The organism is Mycobacterium sp. IDUB_24 (genome assembly GCF_055419385.1).
The window spans coordinates 673,267-690,293 of sequence record NZ_JBVAXO010000001.1; the positions used below are offsets into that span (position 1 = coordinate 673,267).

General features: G+C 67.7%; 15 protein-coding genes. 11 read left to right on the forward strand and 4 right to left on the reverse strand.

Translation table 11 applies throughout. From position 1 onward, the window contains the following. Window positions 1-158 precede the first annotated feature (158 nt). Both ACZYZF_RS03325 and ACZYZF_RS03330 read left to right on the forward strand, forming a co-directional pair. Entirely contained in the window at window positions 159-557 is a 399-nt protein-coding gene (locus tag ACZYZF_RS03325) for a heme-binding protein (protein ID WP_463743535.1), read from the forward strand. 45 nt (window positions 558-602) lie between these two features. Then, complete coding sequence (locus ACZYZF_RS03330; RefSeq protein ID WP_463834516.1) at window positions 603-2,552, forward strand: CocE/NonD family hydrolase; 1,950 nt, start codon at window positions 603-605, stop codon at window positions 2,550-2,552. On the opposite strand, the gene ACZYZF_RS03335 is transcribed toward ACZYZF_RS03330, so the two are convergent. Then, on the reverse strand, window positions 2,521-3,114 hold the full coding sequence (locus ACZYZF_RS03335; protein ID WP_463834517.1) for a class I SAM-dependent methyltransferase: 594 nt from the start codon (window positions 3,112-3,114) through the stop codon (window positions 2,521-2,523). The genes ACZYZF_RS03330 and ACZYZF_RS03335 overlap by 32 nt on opposite strands. Window positions 3,115-3,188: 74 nt before the next feature. On the opposite strand from ACZYZF_RS03335, the gene ACZYZF_RS03340 reads away from it, so the two are divergent. The 3 genes from ACZYZF_RS03340 to ACZYZF_RS03350 all read left to right on the forward strand — a co-directional run bounded on the left by ACZYZF_RS03340 (window position 3,189) and on the right by ACZYZF_RS03350 (window position 5,927). Continuing rightward, window positions 3,189-4,067 (forward strand): helix-turn-helix transcriptional regulator, encoded by an 879-nt coding sequence (locus ACZYZF_RS03340; RefSeq protein ID WP_463743532.1) that lies wholly within the window; start codon window positions 3,189-3,191, stop codon window positions 4,065-4,067. A gap of 89 nt (window positions 4,068-4,156) precedes the next feature. Next, complete coding sequence (locus tag ACZYZF_RS03345) at window positions 4,157-5,416, forward strand: esterase family protein (RefSeq protein WP_463744159.1); 1,260 nt, start codon at window positions 4,157-4,159, stop codon at window positions 5,414-5,416. 97 nt (window positions 5,417-5,513) lie between these two features. Further along, entirely contained in the window at window positions 5,514-5,927 is a 414-nt protein-coding gene (locus ACZYZF_RS03350; RefSeq protein ID WP_463834518.1) for a cupin domain-containing protein, read from the forward strand. Here the strand turns inward: ACZYZF_RS03350 and ACZYZF_RS03355 are convergent. Continuing rightward, entirely contained in the window at window positions 5,903-7,039 is a 1,137-nt protein-coding gene (locus ACZYZF_RS03355; RefSeq protein ID WP_463743530.1) for an FAD-dependent oxidoreductase, read from the reverse strand. The genes ACZYZF_RS03350 and ACZYZF_RS03355 overlap by 25 nt on opposite strands. Before the next feature lie 59 nt (window positions 7,040-7,098). Between ACZYZF_RS03355 and ACZYZF_RS03360 the strand changes: the two genes are divergently transcribed. Genes ACZYZF_RS03360 through ACZYZF_RS03375 form a run of 4 tightly spaced genes read left to right on the forward strand, consistent with a single transcriptional unit; the run spans window position 7,099 to window position 11,280 of the window. Then, a complete protein-coding gene (locus ACZYZF_RS03360) occupies window positions 7,099-8,301 on the forward strand; it encodes an acyl-CoA dehydrogenase family protein (RefSeq protein WP_463834519.1) in 1,203 nt (400 codons plus the stop codon). Continuing rightward, window positions 8,294-9,487 (forward strand): acyl-CoA dehydrogenase family protein, encoded by a 1,194-nt coding sequence (locus ACZYZF_RS03365; RefSeq protein WP_463834521.1) that lies wholly within the window; start codon window positions 8,294-8,296, stop codon window positions 9,485-9,487. The genes ACZYZF_RS03360 and ACZYZF_RS03365 overlap by 8 nt, the downstream gene beginning before the upstream one ends. A gap of 48 nt (window positions 9,488-9,535) precedes the next feature. Next, window positions 9,536-10,378: an alpha/beta fold hydrolase gene (locus ACZYZF_RS03370; protein ID WP_463743527.1), complete on the forward strand. Its 843-nt coding sequence runs from the start codon at window positions 9,536-9,538 to the stop codon at window positions 10,376-10,378. Beyond that, window positions 10,375-11,280: a fumarylacetoacetate hydrolase family protein gene (locus ACZYZF_RS03375; protein ID WP_463743526.1), complete on the forward strand. Its 906-nt coding sequence runs from the start codon at window positions 10,375-10,377 to the stop codon at window positions 11,278-11,280. Before ACZYZF_RS03370 ends, ACZYZF_RS03375 begins: the two co-directional genes overlap by 4 nt. On the opposite strand, the gene hrpA is transcribed toward ACZYZF_RS03375, so the two are convergent. Then, window positions 11,281-15,174, reverse strand: a complete 3,894-nt coding sequence (gene hrpA, locus ACZYZF_RS03380) for an ATP-dependent RNA helicase HrpA (RefSeq protein ID WP_463834522.1) — start codon at window positions 15,172-15,174, stop codon at window positions 11,281-11,283. It lies immediately after the preceding gene. Window positions 15,175-15,198: 24 nt separating this feature from the next. On the opposite strand from hrpA, the gene ACZYZF_RS03385 reads away from it, so the two are divergent. Together ACZYZF_RS03385 and ACZYZF_RS03390 are read left to right on the forward strand one after the other, a co-directional pair. After that, on the forward strand, window positions 15,199-15,423 hold the full coding sequence (locus ACZYZF_RS03385) for an acyl-CoA dehydrogenase C-terminal domain-containing protein (RefSeq protein ID WP_463743524.1): 225 nt from the start codon (window positions 15,199-15,201) through the stop codon (window positions 15,421-15,423). Between the two features lie 23 nt (window positions 15,424-15,446). Next, complete coding sequence (locus tag ACZYZF_RS03390; protein ID WP_463743523.1) at window positions 15,447-16,157, forward strand: fumarylacetoacetate hydrolase family protein; 711 nt, start codon at window positions 15,447-15,449, stop codon at window positions 16,155-16,157. Here ACZYZF_RS03390 and ACZYZF_RS03395 read toward each other — a convergent pair. Then, entirely contained in the window at window positions 16,123-16,953 is an 831-nt protein-coding gene (locus ACZYZF_RS03395; protein WP_463744158.1) for an IclR family transcriptional regulator, read from the reverse strand. The genes ACZYZF_RS03390 and ACZYZF_RS03395 overlap by 35 nt on opposite strands. Between the last annotated feature and the right edge of the window lie 74 nt (window positions 16,954-17,027).

Here is a 17,027-nt window from a genome sequence, read left to right on the forward strand (position 1 = left end):
ACGGGGTCCGCTGTAACACCACCACACCCGCCACAGCTGTTTCACGCGGCAGAAGATTTGCTCGTCTGCGCTGCGGTTACTTTCGAATTCGGGCCGGGGACATGAGCGATCACTGATCGCGACCCAATGAGAATCCCAGAATCCCGAAGGAAATGATCATGAAATTCACTGGAATCACCGCGCGTCGTGGAATTGCCGGCGCTTGTGCTGCGGGCCTGCTCGGCGGGGTCGCCGCAACGATGATCGGCGCACCGACCGCAGCCGCCGCACCCGACTGCAGTGCCAGCGGGGTGGCCGGCACCGTCAGCAGCACCACCGGCGCCGCACGTGCGTACCTCGACAGTCACCCGGGTGCCAACCAGGCCGTGAGCACCGCGTTCACCCAGCCGCGTCCGCAGGCCGCGGCGACGCTGCGTGGTTACTTCACCGCCAACCCGCAGGAGTACAACGACCTGCGTGGCATCCTGGCCCCGATCGGGGACACCCAGCGCACGTGCAACGTCACGGGACTGTCGCCCGAACTGGCCTCGGCCTACTCGGAGTTCATGGCCGGGTAGTCCACTGGATACCGTGGAGCCAGGCCGACACGTCAAGGAGGACGGATGGCGAACCCGTGGCAGATGGTCCGAGGTAGGAAGGTCGCCGGACAGTCGACCACCCGCGTCCGCAAACGCACCCCGTCACCGCTGGAACCGGCCTGGACGCCTGAGCCGGCCCGCTACGGCGTCGGGATCCACCACAATGTGGCCGTCCGCGCCTCCGACGGCACCGTTCTCCGAGCCGACATCCACTATCCGACGGTCCCCGAGACGGGGGCACCGGCACCTGGGCCGTTCCCGGTGCTGTTGTCCATCACGCCCTACGGCAAGAAGGCCCCGCCGCCGGCCGCCCAGATCGGTGGCGGGGCCACCCCGTACCTGATCCGGCGCGGCTACATCGAGGTGATGGCCGACGTGCGGGGCACCGGAGCCTCGGGCGGATCGTTCGAGATGTTGGGCGCGGTCCAGGCCCAGGACGGTGTCGACTTGGTGAATTGGGCTGCACGGCTGCCGAATTCGAATGGCAAGGTCGGGATGTTCGGCATCTCCTATCTGGCCATCAACCAACTTCTCACTGCCGCGGCCGTCGGCCCCGACTCACCGTTGAAGGCAATTTTTCCGGTGATGGCCGCCAATGACTTCTACCGCGATGTGGTCACCATGGGCGGGGTGCCGCACATGCGCACCGTGCGCGCCTATGGCGCGGTCTATTCACTGCTCAATGTGGTCAACCCGGTGCTGGAGTTCGCCAAACGCGGCACTCATGAACGGCCCCGGGCCGGGGGCCTGGCCGCGGTGCGCCGGCGCGGACGTGACCAGCGCCAGTACTTCCGGACCATGATCGGGGACGCGACCGCCGGCGGCGACACCGCTTTCGACGGGCCGTTCTGGGACACCATGCGGGCTTCGGACGTGCTGCCTCAGATCGCCGACAACAACGTTGCCGTCTTCCTGGTCGGCGGCTGGCACGATGCCTTCCAGCGCGGTGCACCGCTGAACTACGCCGCACTGCAGAACGCCTACACCGGTCGGCCGCCGAACAGTCCGATGCAGCCCGGCCAACCGGTGACGGACCGGGTGCAGTTGATCATGGGCCCCTGGTACCACGTCTCCGACCTGGACGGCCTGCATCTGCATGCGCTGCAATTGCGCTGGTTCGATCGCTGGCTCAAGGACGACACCGACGCCGGGGTGACCGGCTCGCCCATCCGGTTCCAGGCCATCGGCAGCTCGGAATGGTTCCAGGCGCAGGACTATCCGTTCCCCGAGCCCACACCGACCCGGATGTACCTGGCCGAGGGCGGGCACCTTGTCTCCCAACCGGCCACCGACCAAACCGAGGCCACGTTGCGCTACACGGTGCGCGGTCCGGTGTCGGGTCGCAGCCTGGAGCAGTGGACCCTGGGAATGGGCAGTTTCATGGCCGCCCAGACGGGACGGCGGATCCGTTACGACCTGGACAACCGCCGCCTCCAGCGCGAGGCCCTGACCTACACCACGGCCGAGTTCACCGAAGCGCGGCTCATCGCAGGCCCGGTCACCCTCACCGTGCAGGCGACGGCCGACACGACCGAGACCCTGTGGGTGGCCCACCTCGACGACGTCGCCCCGGACGGCGCCAGCCGGCCGCTGACCCAGGGAGCCCTGCTGGGTTCGCACCGGGCCCTGGATCCGGAGAAGACGTGGTTTACGCCGGACGGGCCAGAAGGAGAAGTGCTACGGCCGCATCACTTCAGCACCCGCGCCGCGGCCCAACCGGTCGTGCGCGGTGAGCTGACCCGATACGACCTGGAGATCTTCCCCACCGCCGCCGTGCTCGAACCGGGCCACCGGCTACGGCTGACCCTGACCACCTACGACTTTCCGCATCTGGTTCCCACAGCGCCGGCACGGGCGGCACTGAACGCGGGCACATACCGTATCCGTCAGGGCGGGCATTCGCCGTCGAGTCTGCTCATCCCGTTGGCCACACCCGCAGCGTTCACACCGGACGCGTCGCGCGGAGGTACGTGAGACTTCCGGCCAGCCGGATATGTCCGGATCCCACTACCGCGCAATCGAATCCGGCGCTCTCGAGCATCCGCGGCAAGGCGTCGCCACGTACATCGACGACGTGCAACCGACCGCCCGGGCGCAAGACCCGGAACAGTTCACCGACGGCGGCCACCTTGGTCACCTCGTCGAGGTGATGCATCATCATCGACGACAGCGCCCGGTCGAACTCGCCGTCGCCGAACGGGAGTTCCTGGGCATAGGCCCGGGTGAACCCGATGCCCGTCATGCCCTTCGCTTTTCGCTCCGCCCGGTGCAGCGCGCGCAGATCAGGATCGGTCCCGATGATCTCGGCACCCGGACAGGCCCTCTTGACCCGGACGGTGAGATTACCGGTTCCACAACCTATTTCGATGACCCGCTGGCCGGCCGAGAGTCCGGCCTGCGCGACCAACTCGCGATAGGCGGGGTTCATCCCCAATAGCCGGGTCAGCAGGTCGTAGCCGGGCAGGAACACGTCGTGGCCCGCGGCGGGCAGGTAGTCGTGCCGGTTTGTCAGAAGATGTGGACGATGTTCGGTCATGACCTCCATGGTCCTGCGGCTGATACCCCGATAGTTGGGTGACGATCGGCAATATCAGGATTATCTTTGGCATCGTGCCCGACATGTCACGCTTGGTTCGCCACCGCGACGGCGTACCGGTCTACCGGTACTGGACCGAACGTGACGCGCCGCCGGTGTCCGTGACCCGGGGCCGGCGTGCGGAACTCCCCGAGCACCGGCCGCACATCCATGATTTCCCGGTGCTCTGGTACGTACCGACCGACGGGGTAATCCATGTGGTGGCAGCAGGCGAGGTGATCGACCCACGGCCGCTGACCACCGACGCCGATGGGATCGGCGTGTACTTCGACCCCACCGCGCTGGGGCACGACCCGGCGTCGCCCTGGCCCACCTGGCAGGCCCACCCCCTACTGTTCCCGTTCCTCCACGGCAGGACGGGCGGACTGCTGCAACTGCACGTGCCCGCTTATCGACAGCCGCTGTGGGACAACACCATCCGATCGATCGAGGAGGAGCTCGCCGCCCGGTGTGAGGGCTACCGCCAAGCGGTGCTGGCCCATCTGACCCTGCTACTCATCGACCTGGCCCGCCTGGCCGACGACGTGGTGAGCGATCTGCGGCGTAGCGGCGAGCCGTTGCTGGCCGAGGTGTTCTCGGTGATCGACCGTAGGTTGTCGGATCCCCTTTCGCTGAGCGACGTCGCCGACGAGATCGGGATGACAGCGGGTCACCTCACCACGTTGGTGCGCCGGCGGACCGGACGCACCGTGGGTGAGTGGATCAACGAGCGCAGGATGAGTCGGGCGCGGGCACTGCTCGGCGATACGGACCTTTCCGTCGCCCAGGTCGCCAGGCGGGTGGGCTTGGCCGACCCTGGATACTTCAGCCGCCAGTTCCGCCGGACGCACGGTATGTCGCCGCGGGAGTGGCGCCGACCAAACTCGGCCGGCATCAGAACCGAATCACCTTGATAACAGAGGGGTTACGCCGGGCGCGGCCACAGTAGCCACAGCTCAGGCGTTGTTAGCGTGCCGGTGTGAGACTGAGAAATTTCGGTCGGATGTCGCGCCGCGTGGCGGCAGTGGCAATTTCAGGGCTGATGCTGCCGTGGCTGGCCATCGCCGGACCGGCACCGACCGCCGCTGCGTATTCGCGCGATGGCCTGCCGGTGGAACGCCTACAAGTGCCGTCGGCCGCGATGGGCCGCGACATCACGGTTCAGTTCCAGGGCGGCGGCCCGCACGCTTTGTTCCTGCTCGACGGGTTGCGCGCGCAGGACGACGACAACGGTTGGGACATCAACACCGCGGCGTTCGAGTGGTTCTACAAGTCGGGCATATCGGTGGTCATGCCGGTGGGTGGGCAATCCAGCTTCTACAGCGACTGGTACCGCCCCGCGGCCGGCAGCGCCGGCACCACCACCTACAAGTGGGAAACCTTCCTCACCCAGGAACTTCCGGCTTACCTGGCCGCCAAACGCGATGTGGCGCCGACCGGCAACGCCGTTGTCGGGCTGTCGATGTCCGGCGGTGCGGCCCTCAACCTGGCCATCTGGCACCCCGCCCAGTTCATCTTCGCCGGCGCCCTGTCCGGCTTCCTGAATCCGTCGCAAGGCCTGTGGCCAACCATGATCGGTTTCGCGATGAAGGATGCCGGCGGCTACAACGCCAGCGACATGTGGGGCACCACGAACGATCCGGCTTGGCGGCGCAACGACCCGACGGTGAACATCAACCGGCTGGTGGCCAACAACACCGCGGTATGGGTCTACTGCGGCAACGGCGTTCCCTCCGAACTCGACGGTCCTGGCGGGAACTTCGGCACGATGTACAGCGCACAGTTCCTGGAGAACATCACGATCGCCTCCAACAAGGATTTTCAGCAGAAGTATGTGGCCGCGGGCGGGCGCAACGCGCGGTTCGAGTTCCCGCCGAACGGCACCCACGGCTGGAACTACTGGGGATCGCAGCTGCAGCAGATGAAGCCCGACATGCTGCGGGTCCTGGACCAGAACGCGGCCGCGGCCGCCGCGCCCCCGCCCGCGGCTCCGGCACCGGCCGTGCCCGGTCAGGTCGCTCCGGCGCCGGCCGTGCCCGGTCAGGTCGCTCCGGTGCCAGGTCAAGTGGCTCAGGTGCCGGGCGTCGCGGCAGCACCCGCTGCACCGGTCATACCGGGCCAGGTGCCCGGCCAGGTGCCGGGTCTAGCCGCCGCGCCTCGGGTAGCCGGGGTGCCGGGCATGGCTCCGGTCGCTCCGGCCGCTCCGGTCGCTCCGCTGAGCCCCGGCCTGCAGACGGTTCCGGTAGCACTGCCGCGGGCGTGAGCCACATGCGTAACGCGAAAGCAGCATCACCAACAGAGATGACTTCCATCTAAAAGCATCGTTGGACTCGATTGGCCGAGGCGACTGTCATGGAGGCATGACACGCACACGTCTCGCCCTGGCCGCATTCGCGTCGATCGCCGCGGCAGCCGCGACCTTCAGCGCTCCCACGGCTCTCGCCGACGACCCGACAGCGGGTGTCTCCCGCACCGAGCTTCAGCGCTCGGCCGCCCCGACCCCCGGGTTCGAGATCATCCAGACCCGCTTCGAGATCCCGGTGGGCAAGGAGTCGGGCCGCCACAGCCACCCCGGACCGGAAGTGGGTTACATCGTCGCGGGCGACGTCGACATGGTCTTCGACGATCGGCCCACCCAGCACCTGCATTCGGGCGACCCGTTCCTCATCCCGGCCGGGGTCATCCACGACGCCCACAACGTCGGCACCGTGCGGACACTGATGTTGTCCACCTACGTGGTGCCCGTCGATCAACCGTTGGTGACCATGTATTGATCCCCGGACCGCACGCCACGGTAGATGCCGCGCCGGACGATCCACGGCTGCAGAATCCGATCGATGGACCAGGCTGGAAATCGAAATGCAAACCCGTTGGGCGCGAAGACTTCCAACCCGTCCGGTTGCACGCCGAGCACCGATCCCCAACGGCTGGCCGGTGGCCGGTAACTGCGCATCCGTCCTCCGGAGAAGTAGGCGGTGACATTGCGGGCGAGCAACCCATCGGCCCGATTGCGCGCCGAGGAGCGCAGCGGGTCGGTAGCGGCCACGTCGCCGACGGCGAACACGCTGTCAAGGCCCGGCACCCTCAGTTCGGGAGTCACCCGCACGAAACCATCCTCATCGAGCACGTCTGCCGGCAGCCAGGCCGTGTTCGGCCGAACCCGGCCGACAGCCCACAACACCGCGTCGGACTTCGCGGGCGGCTGGCCGGTGCTCCAGCGGACGGGGTCGGACGTGATGGCCGCGCAGTCGAAGCCTTCGGGCACCACTGCTCGATGCCCGGGGTGCAGCGCCACCCCTGCCTCAGTCAGCCTGCTTTCGACGCGCCGGCGGGCACGCCAATGATGCTGCGGCAGAGGGCGTTCGCCCGGGTAGTACAGCCCCACCCTGATATCCGGCCACCGAAGGGCGATGTTGGCTGCGCTGCTGGCCGCCGCAGCGCCGCCGCCGATGACGGCCACTGACTGGGCCGACCCCAACCGCTCGTGCGCAGTCTGCAGCCCGGCATCGACATCACCGGCTGACTGCAGAACCGCTTGGCGCCAAAAGCCGTTCGTCACACCGGTGGAGATGACGAGTGCGTCGTAGTGTTCGACCCGAGGGTTCCCGTCGGCATCGCGCACGCTGACGGTGCGGGCCGACAGATCGGCCCCGATCAAGGTGCCGTGCACGGTGCGGACCCGGTCGAGTTCGCGAAACCGGTCGAAGCCGATCCAGTAGTCGCGCGCCCAGGCATCGGGCCGGGCCAGCCGCGTGCCCAGTTCCTGACCGCTGACCAGGCCAGGATTCACCGAGATGCCGACCACGTCGAAGCGGCGCGCCAGGCGGATCGCGGTGAGCACGCCGGTGTCGCCGAGTCCAGCGATCACCACGCGCTTTCGGTCCATGCTCGTGGACGCTACCGCCCGCCTGCAGGCCATCAGATCCCTTTCCCTATCGTGGCTGGATGAGCAGCGTCGCTGATGCGGACCGGGTCGCCGACCTCGCCCGCCGGGTCGTGGCCGACCACGACCCCACGAAAGTTCCGATCCCCGAGTACCTGGCCGCCTGTTACGACGCGGGCCTGTCCTGGGTGCACTTCCCGGAGGGCCTCGGCGGTCTCGGGGTGTCGCGCGGTCTGCAAGCCGTCGCCGACCGCATTCTGCAGGGCGCCGGCGGCCCCATACCGTTGAGCCTCAATCCGATGGGCTACGGCATGGCCGCGCCGACGGTGCGCGAGCACGCCCAGTCCGACGAACTCAAGAAGTCCTGGCTGCGGCCGCTGGCCAGTACCGAACACATCTGGTGCCAGCTCTTCTCCGAGCCGGGCGCCGGATCGGATCTGGCCGGACTGGCCACGTCCGCGGTCCTCGACGGGGACGAGTGGGTGCTGAACGGGCAGAAGGTGTGGACCAGCCTGGCCCACCGGGCGCGCTGGGGCCTCCTGCTGGCCCGTTCGAATCCCGATGTGCCCAAACACAAGGGCCTGACGTACTTCGTGCTGGACATGCACGGTCCGGGCGTCGAGACCAGGCCGCTGCGACAGATGACCGGCCAGGCCGAATTCAACGAGGTTTACATCACCGACGCGCGTATCCCCGATGCGCACCGGCTCGGCGCGGTGGGCAACGGCTGGAACGTCGCGATGACGACGCTCATGAACGAGCGCAGCGCGCTCGGTGGCAGCGGCAACCGGCGCGGAGCCGGGACGATCTCGGATGCCGTGGCACTGTGGGCATCTCGCTCCGATCTGCGTACCCCGGTGCTGCGCGATCGGCTGACTCAGCTCTGGCTGCGTTCGGAGGCTCAACGGCTGACCGCCGAACGTTCCCGCGCGGCCGCCACCGTCGGCGGACCGGGTCCGGAAGGGTCCATCGGCAAGCTCGTCGGCGCCGAACTCAATCAGCACATCTATCAGTGGTGCATGGATCTGCTTGGCCCCGAAGGGATCCTGTATCACGGGTACGGTACCGGGGACCGGGACGACGACCAGGACGGCAAGGACTGGCGCGGCCCCATCCAGCAGCGCTTCCTGCGCAGCAAGGCCAACACCATCGAAGGCGGTACCTCAGAGGTGATGCGCAACATTCTCGGCGAACGGATCCTCGGGTTGCCCGGCGATCTGCGGGCTGATGCCGGTATGCCGTGGAAGGAGGTTCCCCGTGGTTGAGAAGCTTGCGGATCAACCCAATGGCGATGTTGAAGCTGAATACACCTTCACCGAAGAACAGGCTCAGCTGCGGACGGCGGTCCGAAAGTTCTGTGCCGAGAACTTCGACGAGCAGACGGTGCGCACGCTCATGGAGTCCGAGCCTCGGTTCGACCCGTCGGTGTGGGCCCGGTTGGGCGCCGAACTCGGCGTGCTCGGCCTGGCGGTTCCCGAGGCCGACGGCGGCGCCGGCGGCACGCTCGTCGACCAGGCCATCGCGGTCGAGGAACTCGGAGCGGCACTGGCATGCGGTCCGGTGTTCGGCACCGTGTTGCTGTCGATCCCGGCGCTCGTCGCCGCCTCGGCCGGCCCGGCGCGCGACGAACTGCTCAGCGCACTCACCGAAGGCGCCCGCACCGCGGCGTTCGCGATCGCGGATGAGGCGGGCGCATTCGACCCCGCCGCGGTGAATGTCACTGTCGCCGAAGATGGGACGCTTACCGGCACCGTCGAGCGGGTCGTAGACGGTGCGGCCGGTGACGTGTTGCTGGTCGCCGCGACGGGGCCCGATGGCGTGGCTCTGTACGCCGTCGAGGCGTCAGGCCCAGGAGTGCAACGCACTCCTCTGGTCACCCTCGATCTGACCCGGCCCCAGGCCGACATCCTCTTGACCGCTGCCCCCGCGCAATTGGTGGCCGGCACCGACGAGGCTGACCGCGTCATCACGCACGCATTCCAGGTGGCCTCGGCGCTGCTGGCCGCCGAACAGGTCGGTGCCGCACAGCATCTGCTGGATCTGTCGGTGGAGTACGCGAAATCGAGGCTGCAGTTCGGCAGGCAGATCGGCTCGTTCCAGGCCGTCAAGCACCGGTTGGCCGATTGTCTGGTCGATCTCGAGCATGCCCGCTCGGCGGCCTATCACGCCGCGTGGGCACTGACCGACGGCACCGACGACCCCGCGTTGGCAGCCAGCATCGCGCAGGCCACCGCGTCGGCGGCGTTTGCGAAGATCGCGGCGGACGCCATTCAGGTGCACGGTGGGATCGGGTTCACCTGGGAGCACCAGGCCCATCTCTACTTCAAACGAGCCACCACCGACGCCGCGCTACTGGGCAGTGCGGAGGCCCACCGGTCGCGGGTCGCCGAACTGGTGCTCGACGACGTGGCGGCCGAGCGTGCCCCGTGGGTGGCGACGGGCACCCGATGATCGGCTGAAAGCGCGCGGTAAAGGTTGCGCGACCGTAAAATCCCGCTGATGGACAGCGCTGCCGAACTCCGCACGCTGGCTGTCGACGGGGTGCGGTCACCGGTGCTCGTCGGCGGGGCGGCCGGGCTGGACACCGGCGAGGCAGTGGTGTTCGTGCACGGCAACAACGCCGGCGCGAAATGGGATCGATTGCTGCTGCCGGTCGCCGGTTTCGCCAGGGTGATCGCTCCGGAGATGCCCGGCTTCGGCGCGGCAGACAAGCCACCCCAGTGGCCGTACACGGTGAGTGCCTACGCGGCCCACCTCGACGCGATCCTGAACCAACTCGGTGTCGAACGCGCGCACCTGGTCGCCCACGACTTCGGCGGGCCCTGGGCACTCGCGTGGGCGGTGGACCATCTCGACTCCGTCGCCAGCATCACGCTGATCAACGCCCCCGTGGTGATCAACCACTTCGCCGCCAAGCTGTGGCGCACACCTGTGCTGGCTGAGGCGCTGTCCCGAATCGGCAACCCGGCGGTCCTGCGCCGCGTGCTCGCCATGCGAGACCCAGGCCTTCCGGCCGACGCACTGGAATCGATCGCCGAGCATATGTTCGCCCGTGGAACGCCCGATGCCGTGCTGAAGCTGTACCGGTCCACCGGACCGAATGCCCTTGCGCCGTATATCGATCGGCTCGGAGCGTTCGGCGGCGACGTCTTGGTGGTGTGGGGCGCCGATGACCACTACGTGCCATTCGCACAGACCGACGACTACCGCCGGATATTCCGGAGCTGCGAAGTGCAGCCGGTGCCCGGAACGGGTCACTGGCCATGGCTCGAGCAGCCCGATGTGGTGGCCGGACACGTCACCGCGTTCCTGCGACGGCAACTCGGGAAGGCCGCCCGGTGAAGCTGCGCCGCATCCGCACGGCCACCGGCCTGGCCGTGCAATCGCTTGATTCCGAGGGTAATTGGGCTGTGCAGTCGGACCTCACACCGCTGGGCGGCCGCGTCTTCGACGACGCCTGGTTGGCGGCGTCGGCCGAGCGCCAGCTACAGCACAGCGATCACCTGCTGCCGTTCCAGCCGGTGTCCTTCCGCGACTTCATGCTGTACGAACAGCACAACATCGACGCCGCCCGCGGGCTTATCCGGCGCTTCCATCCCGGTCTGTACCGGGTGACGTCCCTGTACGAACGTGTGACCGGCCGGCCGGTGCCGCAGTTCAAACCCAAGCCGCTGTTCTATCAGCAGCCGATCTACTACATGTCCAACGCGCAGACCTTCGTCCCGACCGGCACCCCCGTGGCGATACCGGACTATTCACAGGCGCTCGACTTCGAACTGGAGATCGGATTCGTCCTCGCCGCACCGTTGTTCAACGCGACACCGGAGGCAGCGGCCAAGGCCATCGGGGCGTTCGTCGTCCTCAACGACTTCAGCGCCCGTGACGTGCAGCGCCCGGAGATGCTCAGCGGTTTCGGACCGCAGAAGTCCAAGCACTTCGCCAGTTCGATGTCGGATACCGCGGTCACCGCCGATGAGATCCTGCCCCGGATCGATTCCCTCACCGGTTCCGTCGCGCTCAACGGGGTAGTGGTCAGCACGGTCAGCAGCGCCGGGATGCAGCACAGCCTCGGAGAGGTGCTGGCGCACGCCTCACGCAGCGAACCACTTTGTCCCGGCGAGCTTTTCGGGACCGGAACGCTGCCTGGCGGAAGCGGAATGGAGACCGGACATTGGCTGCGACCCGGGGACACCCTCACGCTGACCCTGGACGGCATCGGCCACATCGAGCACCGGATCGCCTGACTACCGGGCAGCGGCGTCGATCGCCTTGTAGATGCGCTGCTCGCTGACCGGTCGCGGTGTGCCGAGCTGCTGGGCCCACAGGCTGACGCGCAACTCCTCGATCTGCCACGCGATGTCACGGATGTCAGTGGCCGCCGCACGGCCCGGAGAAAGTGCCTGAATCAGTTCGTCATAAGCGTCCTCGACGGCGTGCACACGCGACATCCGGTCCCGATCGGCGCCGAGCGCCTGAGGCATCCGCTCCAACCGGCGGGTGATCGCGGTGACATATCGGGCCAGATCGTTCAGGCGCGCGATACCGGCCGCCGCGACAAACCCCTTGGGCAACAGGCGATCCAGTTGAGATCGGATATCGGCAACGGCATCGGCCTGGGCGGCTGACGGCTTGTCGGGTAGCGCGACCTGCACGTCATGCGTGGCGGCCAGAACCTTCTCCACCCGATTCACTCCGGCCTGTGTGGTGGGGCCGAGTTCCTTACCGGCCCGGGCCAGGACTCCGGCAAACTCGGCCTTCGTCCACACCGACTTGGGAAGCAGCACATCAGCGGCCGCGTCGGCGCAATCGTCGAGCAGCGCAGCCAGAGTGCCGTCGGGGTTGGCGTTGAGCGCCAGGCGGGTGCGGGTACTCAGGCCCCGCTCGATCGCCTTGACCGGTGACGGTGCGGTCAGCCGCAGCAGGCGGCGAAGGCCCAGCCGCATGGCCGCGGACTGGTCGGCCGGATTGGCGAACACCTTGATGTCGACGGCCTTCCCGGTGTCCACGAAGGCCGGATATCCGCGGACCGTGTGACCGCCGCTCACATTTTCCACGGTGCGCGGCAGCTCGTCGAGGTCCTCGGGCCAGGCCTGCAGCCCTGCGCGTTCCAGGTCCCCGCCCAGCGCCGCGGCCACGGCCTGGGCGACGGGCACGGCCAACCGCTCACGCAGCGCGTCGATGTCCTTACCCCGCGCCACCTCTTTGCCCTCGGCCGATTCCACGGCGAAGGTCATTCGCAGGTGGTCCGGGATCTTGCTCAGGTCGAACGCATCGATCGGCACCAGAATGCCGCTGCGCCTACGTAGTTCGCGCTGCACCTCGTCCAGCAGTGACCCGGCGGACGGATCGATGTCGCCCAGGATGGCCCGTGCGGTGTCGGGGGCGGGGACGAAGTTACGTCGCAGGTCCTTGGGCAGCGACTTGATCAGCGCGGTGACCAGTTCCTCCCGTAAGGCCGGTACCTGCCAAGCGAAGCCGTCGCCGCCGAGCCGGGCCAGTACGCCCACCGGGACATGTACGGTGACGCCGTCGTCGGCAGCCCCGGGCTCGAACCGGTAGGTCAGCGGCAGTTCGAGATCGCCGGCTTGCCAGGTATCGGGATTGTCCGCACCGTCCTCGGAACGCAGCAGATCGTCACGGGTGAAGGTGAGCAGGTCAGGCGTTTTGTGTCGCTGCTTCTTCCACCAGGCGTCGAAATGACGGGCAGACACGACGTCGGCCGGGATGCGGGCGTCGTAAAGCGCGAAGATGTCGTCGTCGCCGACCAGCAGATCGCGCCGGCGGGCCCGTTCCTCGATCTCTTCCAGTTCGGCGCGCAACCGCGCGTTGTCACGGAAGAAGTGGTGCCTGGTCTGCCAGTCCCCTTCGACCAAGGCATGTCGGATGAACAACTCACGACACAGCTCCGGATCGATCTGGGTGTACCCGATCTTCCGGCGCGGAACGAGCGGCAGCCCGTACAGCGTGACCCGCTCGAACGCCACCACCGCGCCGCGCTTGGCCTCCCAGTGCGGCTCGCTGTAGTTGCGATGCACCAGATGTCCCGCCACGCGCTCGATCGCCTCGGGTTCGGCCTTGGCAGCGACGCGACCGAACAGCCGGCTGGTCTCGACCAGATCTGCCACCACGATCCAGCGTGGGGGCTTCTTGGTCAGCACCGACCCCGGCGCCAGCACGAACCTGGAGTTGCGGGCACCTTGATAGTCACGCCCCTCGCCCTCACGCAGCCCGACATGGGACAGCAGGCCCGCCGTCAATGCAGCGTGAATGGCGGCCGGCTCGGCGGGCTCATCACTCTCGCGGATCCCGATGTCGCGGGCGATGCTACGCAACTGTCCGGTCAGGTCCTGCCACTCCCGGATCCGCAGGTAGTGCAGGAATTCCTCGCGGCACATCCGCCGGAAGGCATTGCCGGAAAGCTCGTTTCGTTGCTCACGCAGATAGTTCCACAGGTTGAGGTAGGACACGAAATCAGAGGAGTCCGCCGCAAACCGGGCGTGCTTCTGACGCGCCGCTTCCTCCCGGTCAGACGGGCGCTCGCGCGGGTCGGGGATCGACAGCGCCGCCGCCAGCACCAGCACCTCACGCACGCAGCCCTCGGTGTCGGCCTGCAGGATCATCCGCCCGACCCGCGGATCGAGCGGCAACCTGGCCAGCCGTCGTCCGACGTCGGTCAGCGCACCCGCCGCATCGAACGCGCCGAGCTCCTGCAGCAACTGCACACCGTCGCGGATGCTGCGGGCATCCGGCGGATCGAGAAACGGGAACTCCGCGATGTCACCCAGCTGCAGGGCAGCCATCTGCAGGATGACCGCGGCCAGGTTGGTCCGCAGGATTTCCGGATCGGTGTAGCGGGGCCGGGATTCGAAGTCCTGCTCCGAGTAGAGCCGGATGCAGACGCCGGGCGCGGTACGTCCGGAACGACCGGCCCGCTGTGCCGCCGAGGCCTGGGAGATCGGCTCGATCGGCAACCGCTGTACCTTGGTGCGACGGCTGTAGCGGGAGATCCGCGCGGTACCGGGATCGACGACATACCGGATACCGGGCACGGTGAGCGATGTCTCGGCCACGTTGGTGGCCAATACGATTCGTCGGCCGGTGCGACTCGGCTGGAACACCTTCTGCTGGTCGGCGGTGGGCAAGCGCGCATACAGCGGCAGCACCTCGGTGTTCCGCAGATCCTTCAACGCCTCTGCCGTGTCCCGGATTTCACGTTCGCCCGATAGGAACACCAGCACGTCGCCGGGCGGTTCGGCTTCCAGCTCGCGGACCGCCTCGACGATGGCCTCGGTCGGATCGCGTAGTTCAGTGCGCACGATTTCGTGGTCGGGATCATCGGGGTCCTCGGAGTCATCGTCGGCGCCGACAGTCACTTCCAAAGGCCTATAACGGATCTCGACAGGGTAGGTCCGCCCTGATACCTCGACGATGGGCGCACCGAAGAAGTGCGCCGCGAAGCGCTCCGGCTCGATGGTGGCCGACGTGACGATGACCTTGAGGTCAGGGCGGCGCGGCAACAGCTCGCGCAGATACCCGAGAAGGAAGTCGATGTTGAGACTGCGCTCGTGGGCCTCGTCGAGGATCAGGGTGTCGTAGCGCAGTAAGCGGCGGTCCCTTTGAATCTCGGCGAGCAGAATGCCGTCGGTCATCAGTTTGATCAGCGTCGAATCGCTGGCCTGGTCGGTGAAACGTACGGTGTAGCCGACGGCTTCGCCCAGTGGGGTGCCGAGTTCGTCGGCGATGCGCTGGGCCACGGTACGTGCGGCCAGCCGGCGGGGCTGGGTGTGGCCGATGGTCCCCCGGATGCCGCGGCCCAACTCCAGACAGATCTTGGGCAGCTGCGTGGTCTTGCCCGAGCCGGTCGCGCCGGCGACCACCACCACCTGGTTCTCGCGGATGGCCTTGGCCAGCTCGTCGCGGTGCTGGCTGACCGGCAGGTCGGGATAGCTGATGGCCGGGACGGCAGCTTGGCGGGTGAGGACAAGACCTTCGGCGGTGGCGATCTGTTCGGCGAGCTGCCCGATCTTGGCGGGCTCACCGCCTCGGAGATTCCGGAGCCGGCGGCGTAACCGGTCTGCGTCGCGAATGGTCAGCCCGTCGAGGCGGGAGCGCAGCTCGGCGACTGACGGTTCGGACACTCGGTCAAGGATAGGGGCTGGACCGTGCGTGATGTAGATCAGCGCCTGCTGGTCGGTGCGCAGGTCGCTCAGTCTGCCCTGGCTGGTCTGACCGGGCCGGCCACCGACCGCGACCGGGCATTCTTCGAAGGCAAGATCGCGGTGGCGAAGTTCTTCGCGCACAACATGTTGCCGCTGCTGACGGCGGTTCGTGAGGTTGTGGAATCGATCGACGGCGACGTCATGCCACTGGATACCGACGCGTTCTGACACGGTCGGGGAAGATGGTTCCCATGGCCGACTTCGTGATCCCACCCCCACCGCAGGTGTCGCTCCCGGTCAGTACCGGGCCCGGCCGCTTTCCGGTGCGGCGGGTGTTCTGCGTCGGACGCAATTACGCGGCCCATGCGCGTGAGATGGGCAAAGACCCCGACCGGGAGCCGCCATTCTTCTTCATGAAGCCGGCCGACGCCGTGATCGATGCGGCAGGAACAGTGCCCTATCCGTCGCTGACCTCGTCGTTTCACCACGAGATCGAGCTCGTGGTGGCGCTGGGTGCCGGCGGCCGCGACGTGGCACCGGACGACGCGCTGGACCTGATCTGGGGCTACGGCGTCGGTGTCGATCTGACCCGGCGCGACCTGCAGGACGAGGCGAAGAAACTCAGCCGGCCCTGGGACTGGGCCAAGGGCTTCGATGCGTCCGCCCCATGCACCCCGATCCATCCGGTCGACGAAGTCGGTCACCCGGACAACGGCGAGATCTGGCTGCGCGTCAACGGCGAACTCAAGCAGCACGGCGACCTCAAGGACCTGATCTGGTCGGTGCCGGAAGTCATCGGCGCGATCTCGGCGGCCGTGGACCTCGCACCCGGCGACCTGATCTACAGCGGAACCCCGGCCGGGGTCGGTCCGATGCAACCCGGCGACGTGGTCTCCGGTGGCGTCGGAGGAGTCGCGGACTTCACCTTTACGGTCGGGGCAGCCGATCGGCCGCCCGCCTGACCCGCTGTCCTGCAGTGTCCACCTGGCGGATGGTCATGGACCGCAGCGGGTGTACGGACAGGATCAGCGCGACCCGGCCGTGAGCGTCGAACACGGGTGCGGCGATCGTAGCCACCGGCTGCGATTTGCCTCCCGCGGCGCCGCCCGGGGCCAGGCCGATCGTGGTGAATTCGGCGAGCAGTTGATCGGTGATGCCGCGGACGTGCTCGGGCAGTCCGTCACTCGGTAGCGAGCCGACCATCTGCGCCGCCCGGGTCAGCTCCGGTGTCGTCCAGTCGACGTCGAAACCCCGCTCCCGGGTCTGGGCCAGAACCTCGATGAGCCGTTCGGTGAGAGCGTCGCCCGTCGTGGGCGCTCGGTCGATCCAGGCCCGCTGCTGCGCAGGCGAGTCCCAGGCTGCGAAGGCGACGCCGAACGGTGGTGCGTACCGGATGCGATCGCCCGGTGTGCCCGCGGGCCGGGGCCCAGCGCCTTCGAAGGCGGTGATCACCAGCTCCTCCGCGGCTCGCTCGACCACCGAGGCGGCGTACCCAAGCTGCTGTGAAAGTTCCTGCGCGGCAAGGCGGGCCGCATGTGCCAGCGGACGCACCGACTCGGTTCGGGCGGCCACCACGGCCAGACCCGGCCCGAGGGCGAACGTCTTGTCCACGGGATCACGGATCAGCCAGCCCCGGTCGCACAAGGTCTTGAGGATCGCGTGTGCGGTGGCCTGAGTCAGGTCCAGTGCGCTGACCACATCGGAGAACCGCAACCGCGCGTCACCGGAACTCGCCAGCAACTCGACCACATCGAGCACCCGGCCTGTCGGCGCCGAGCCCGCACCACGCACCCTTGACTCCGTTCTTGGCGATTCCTACAGTCGTCTTGTCA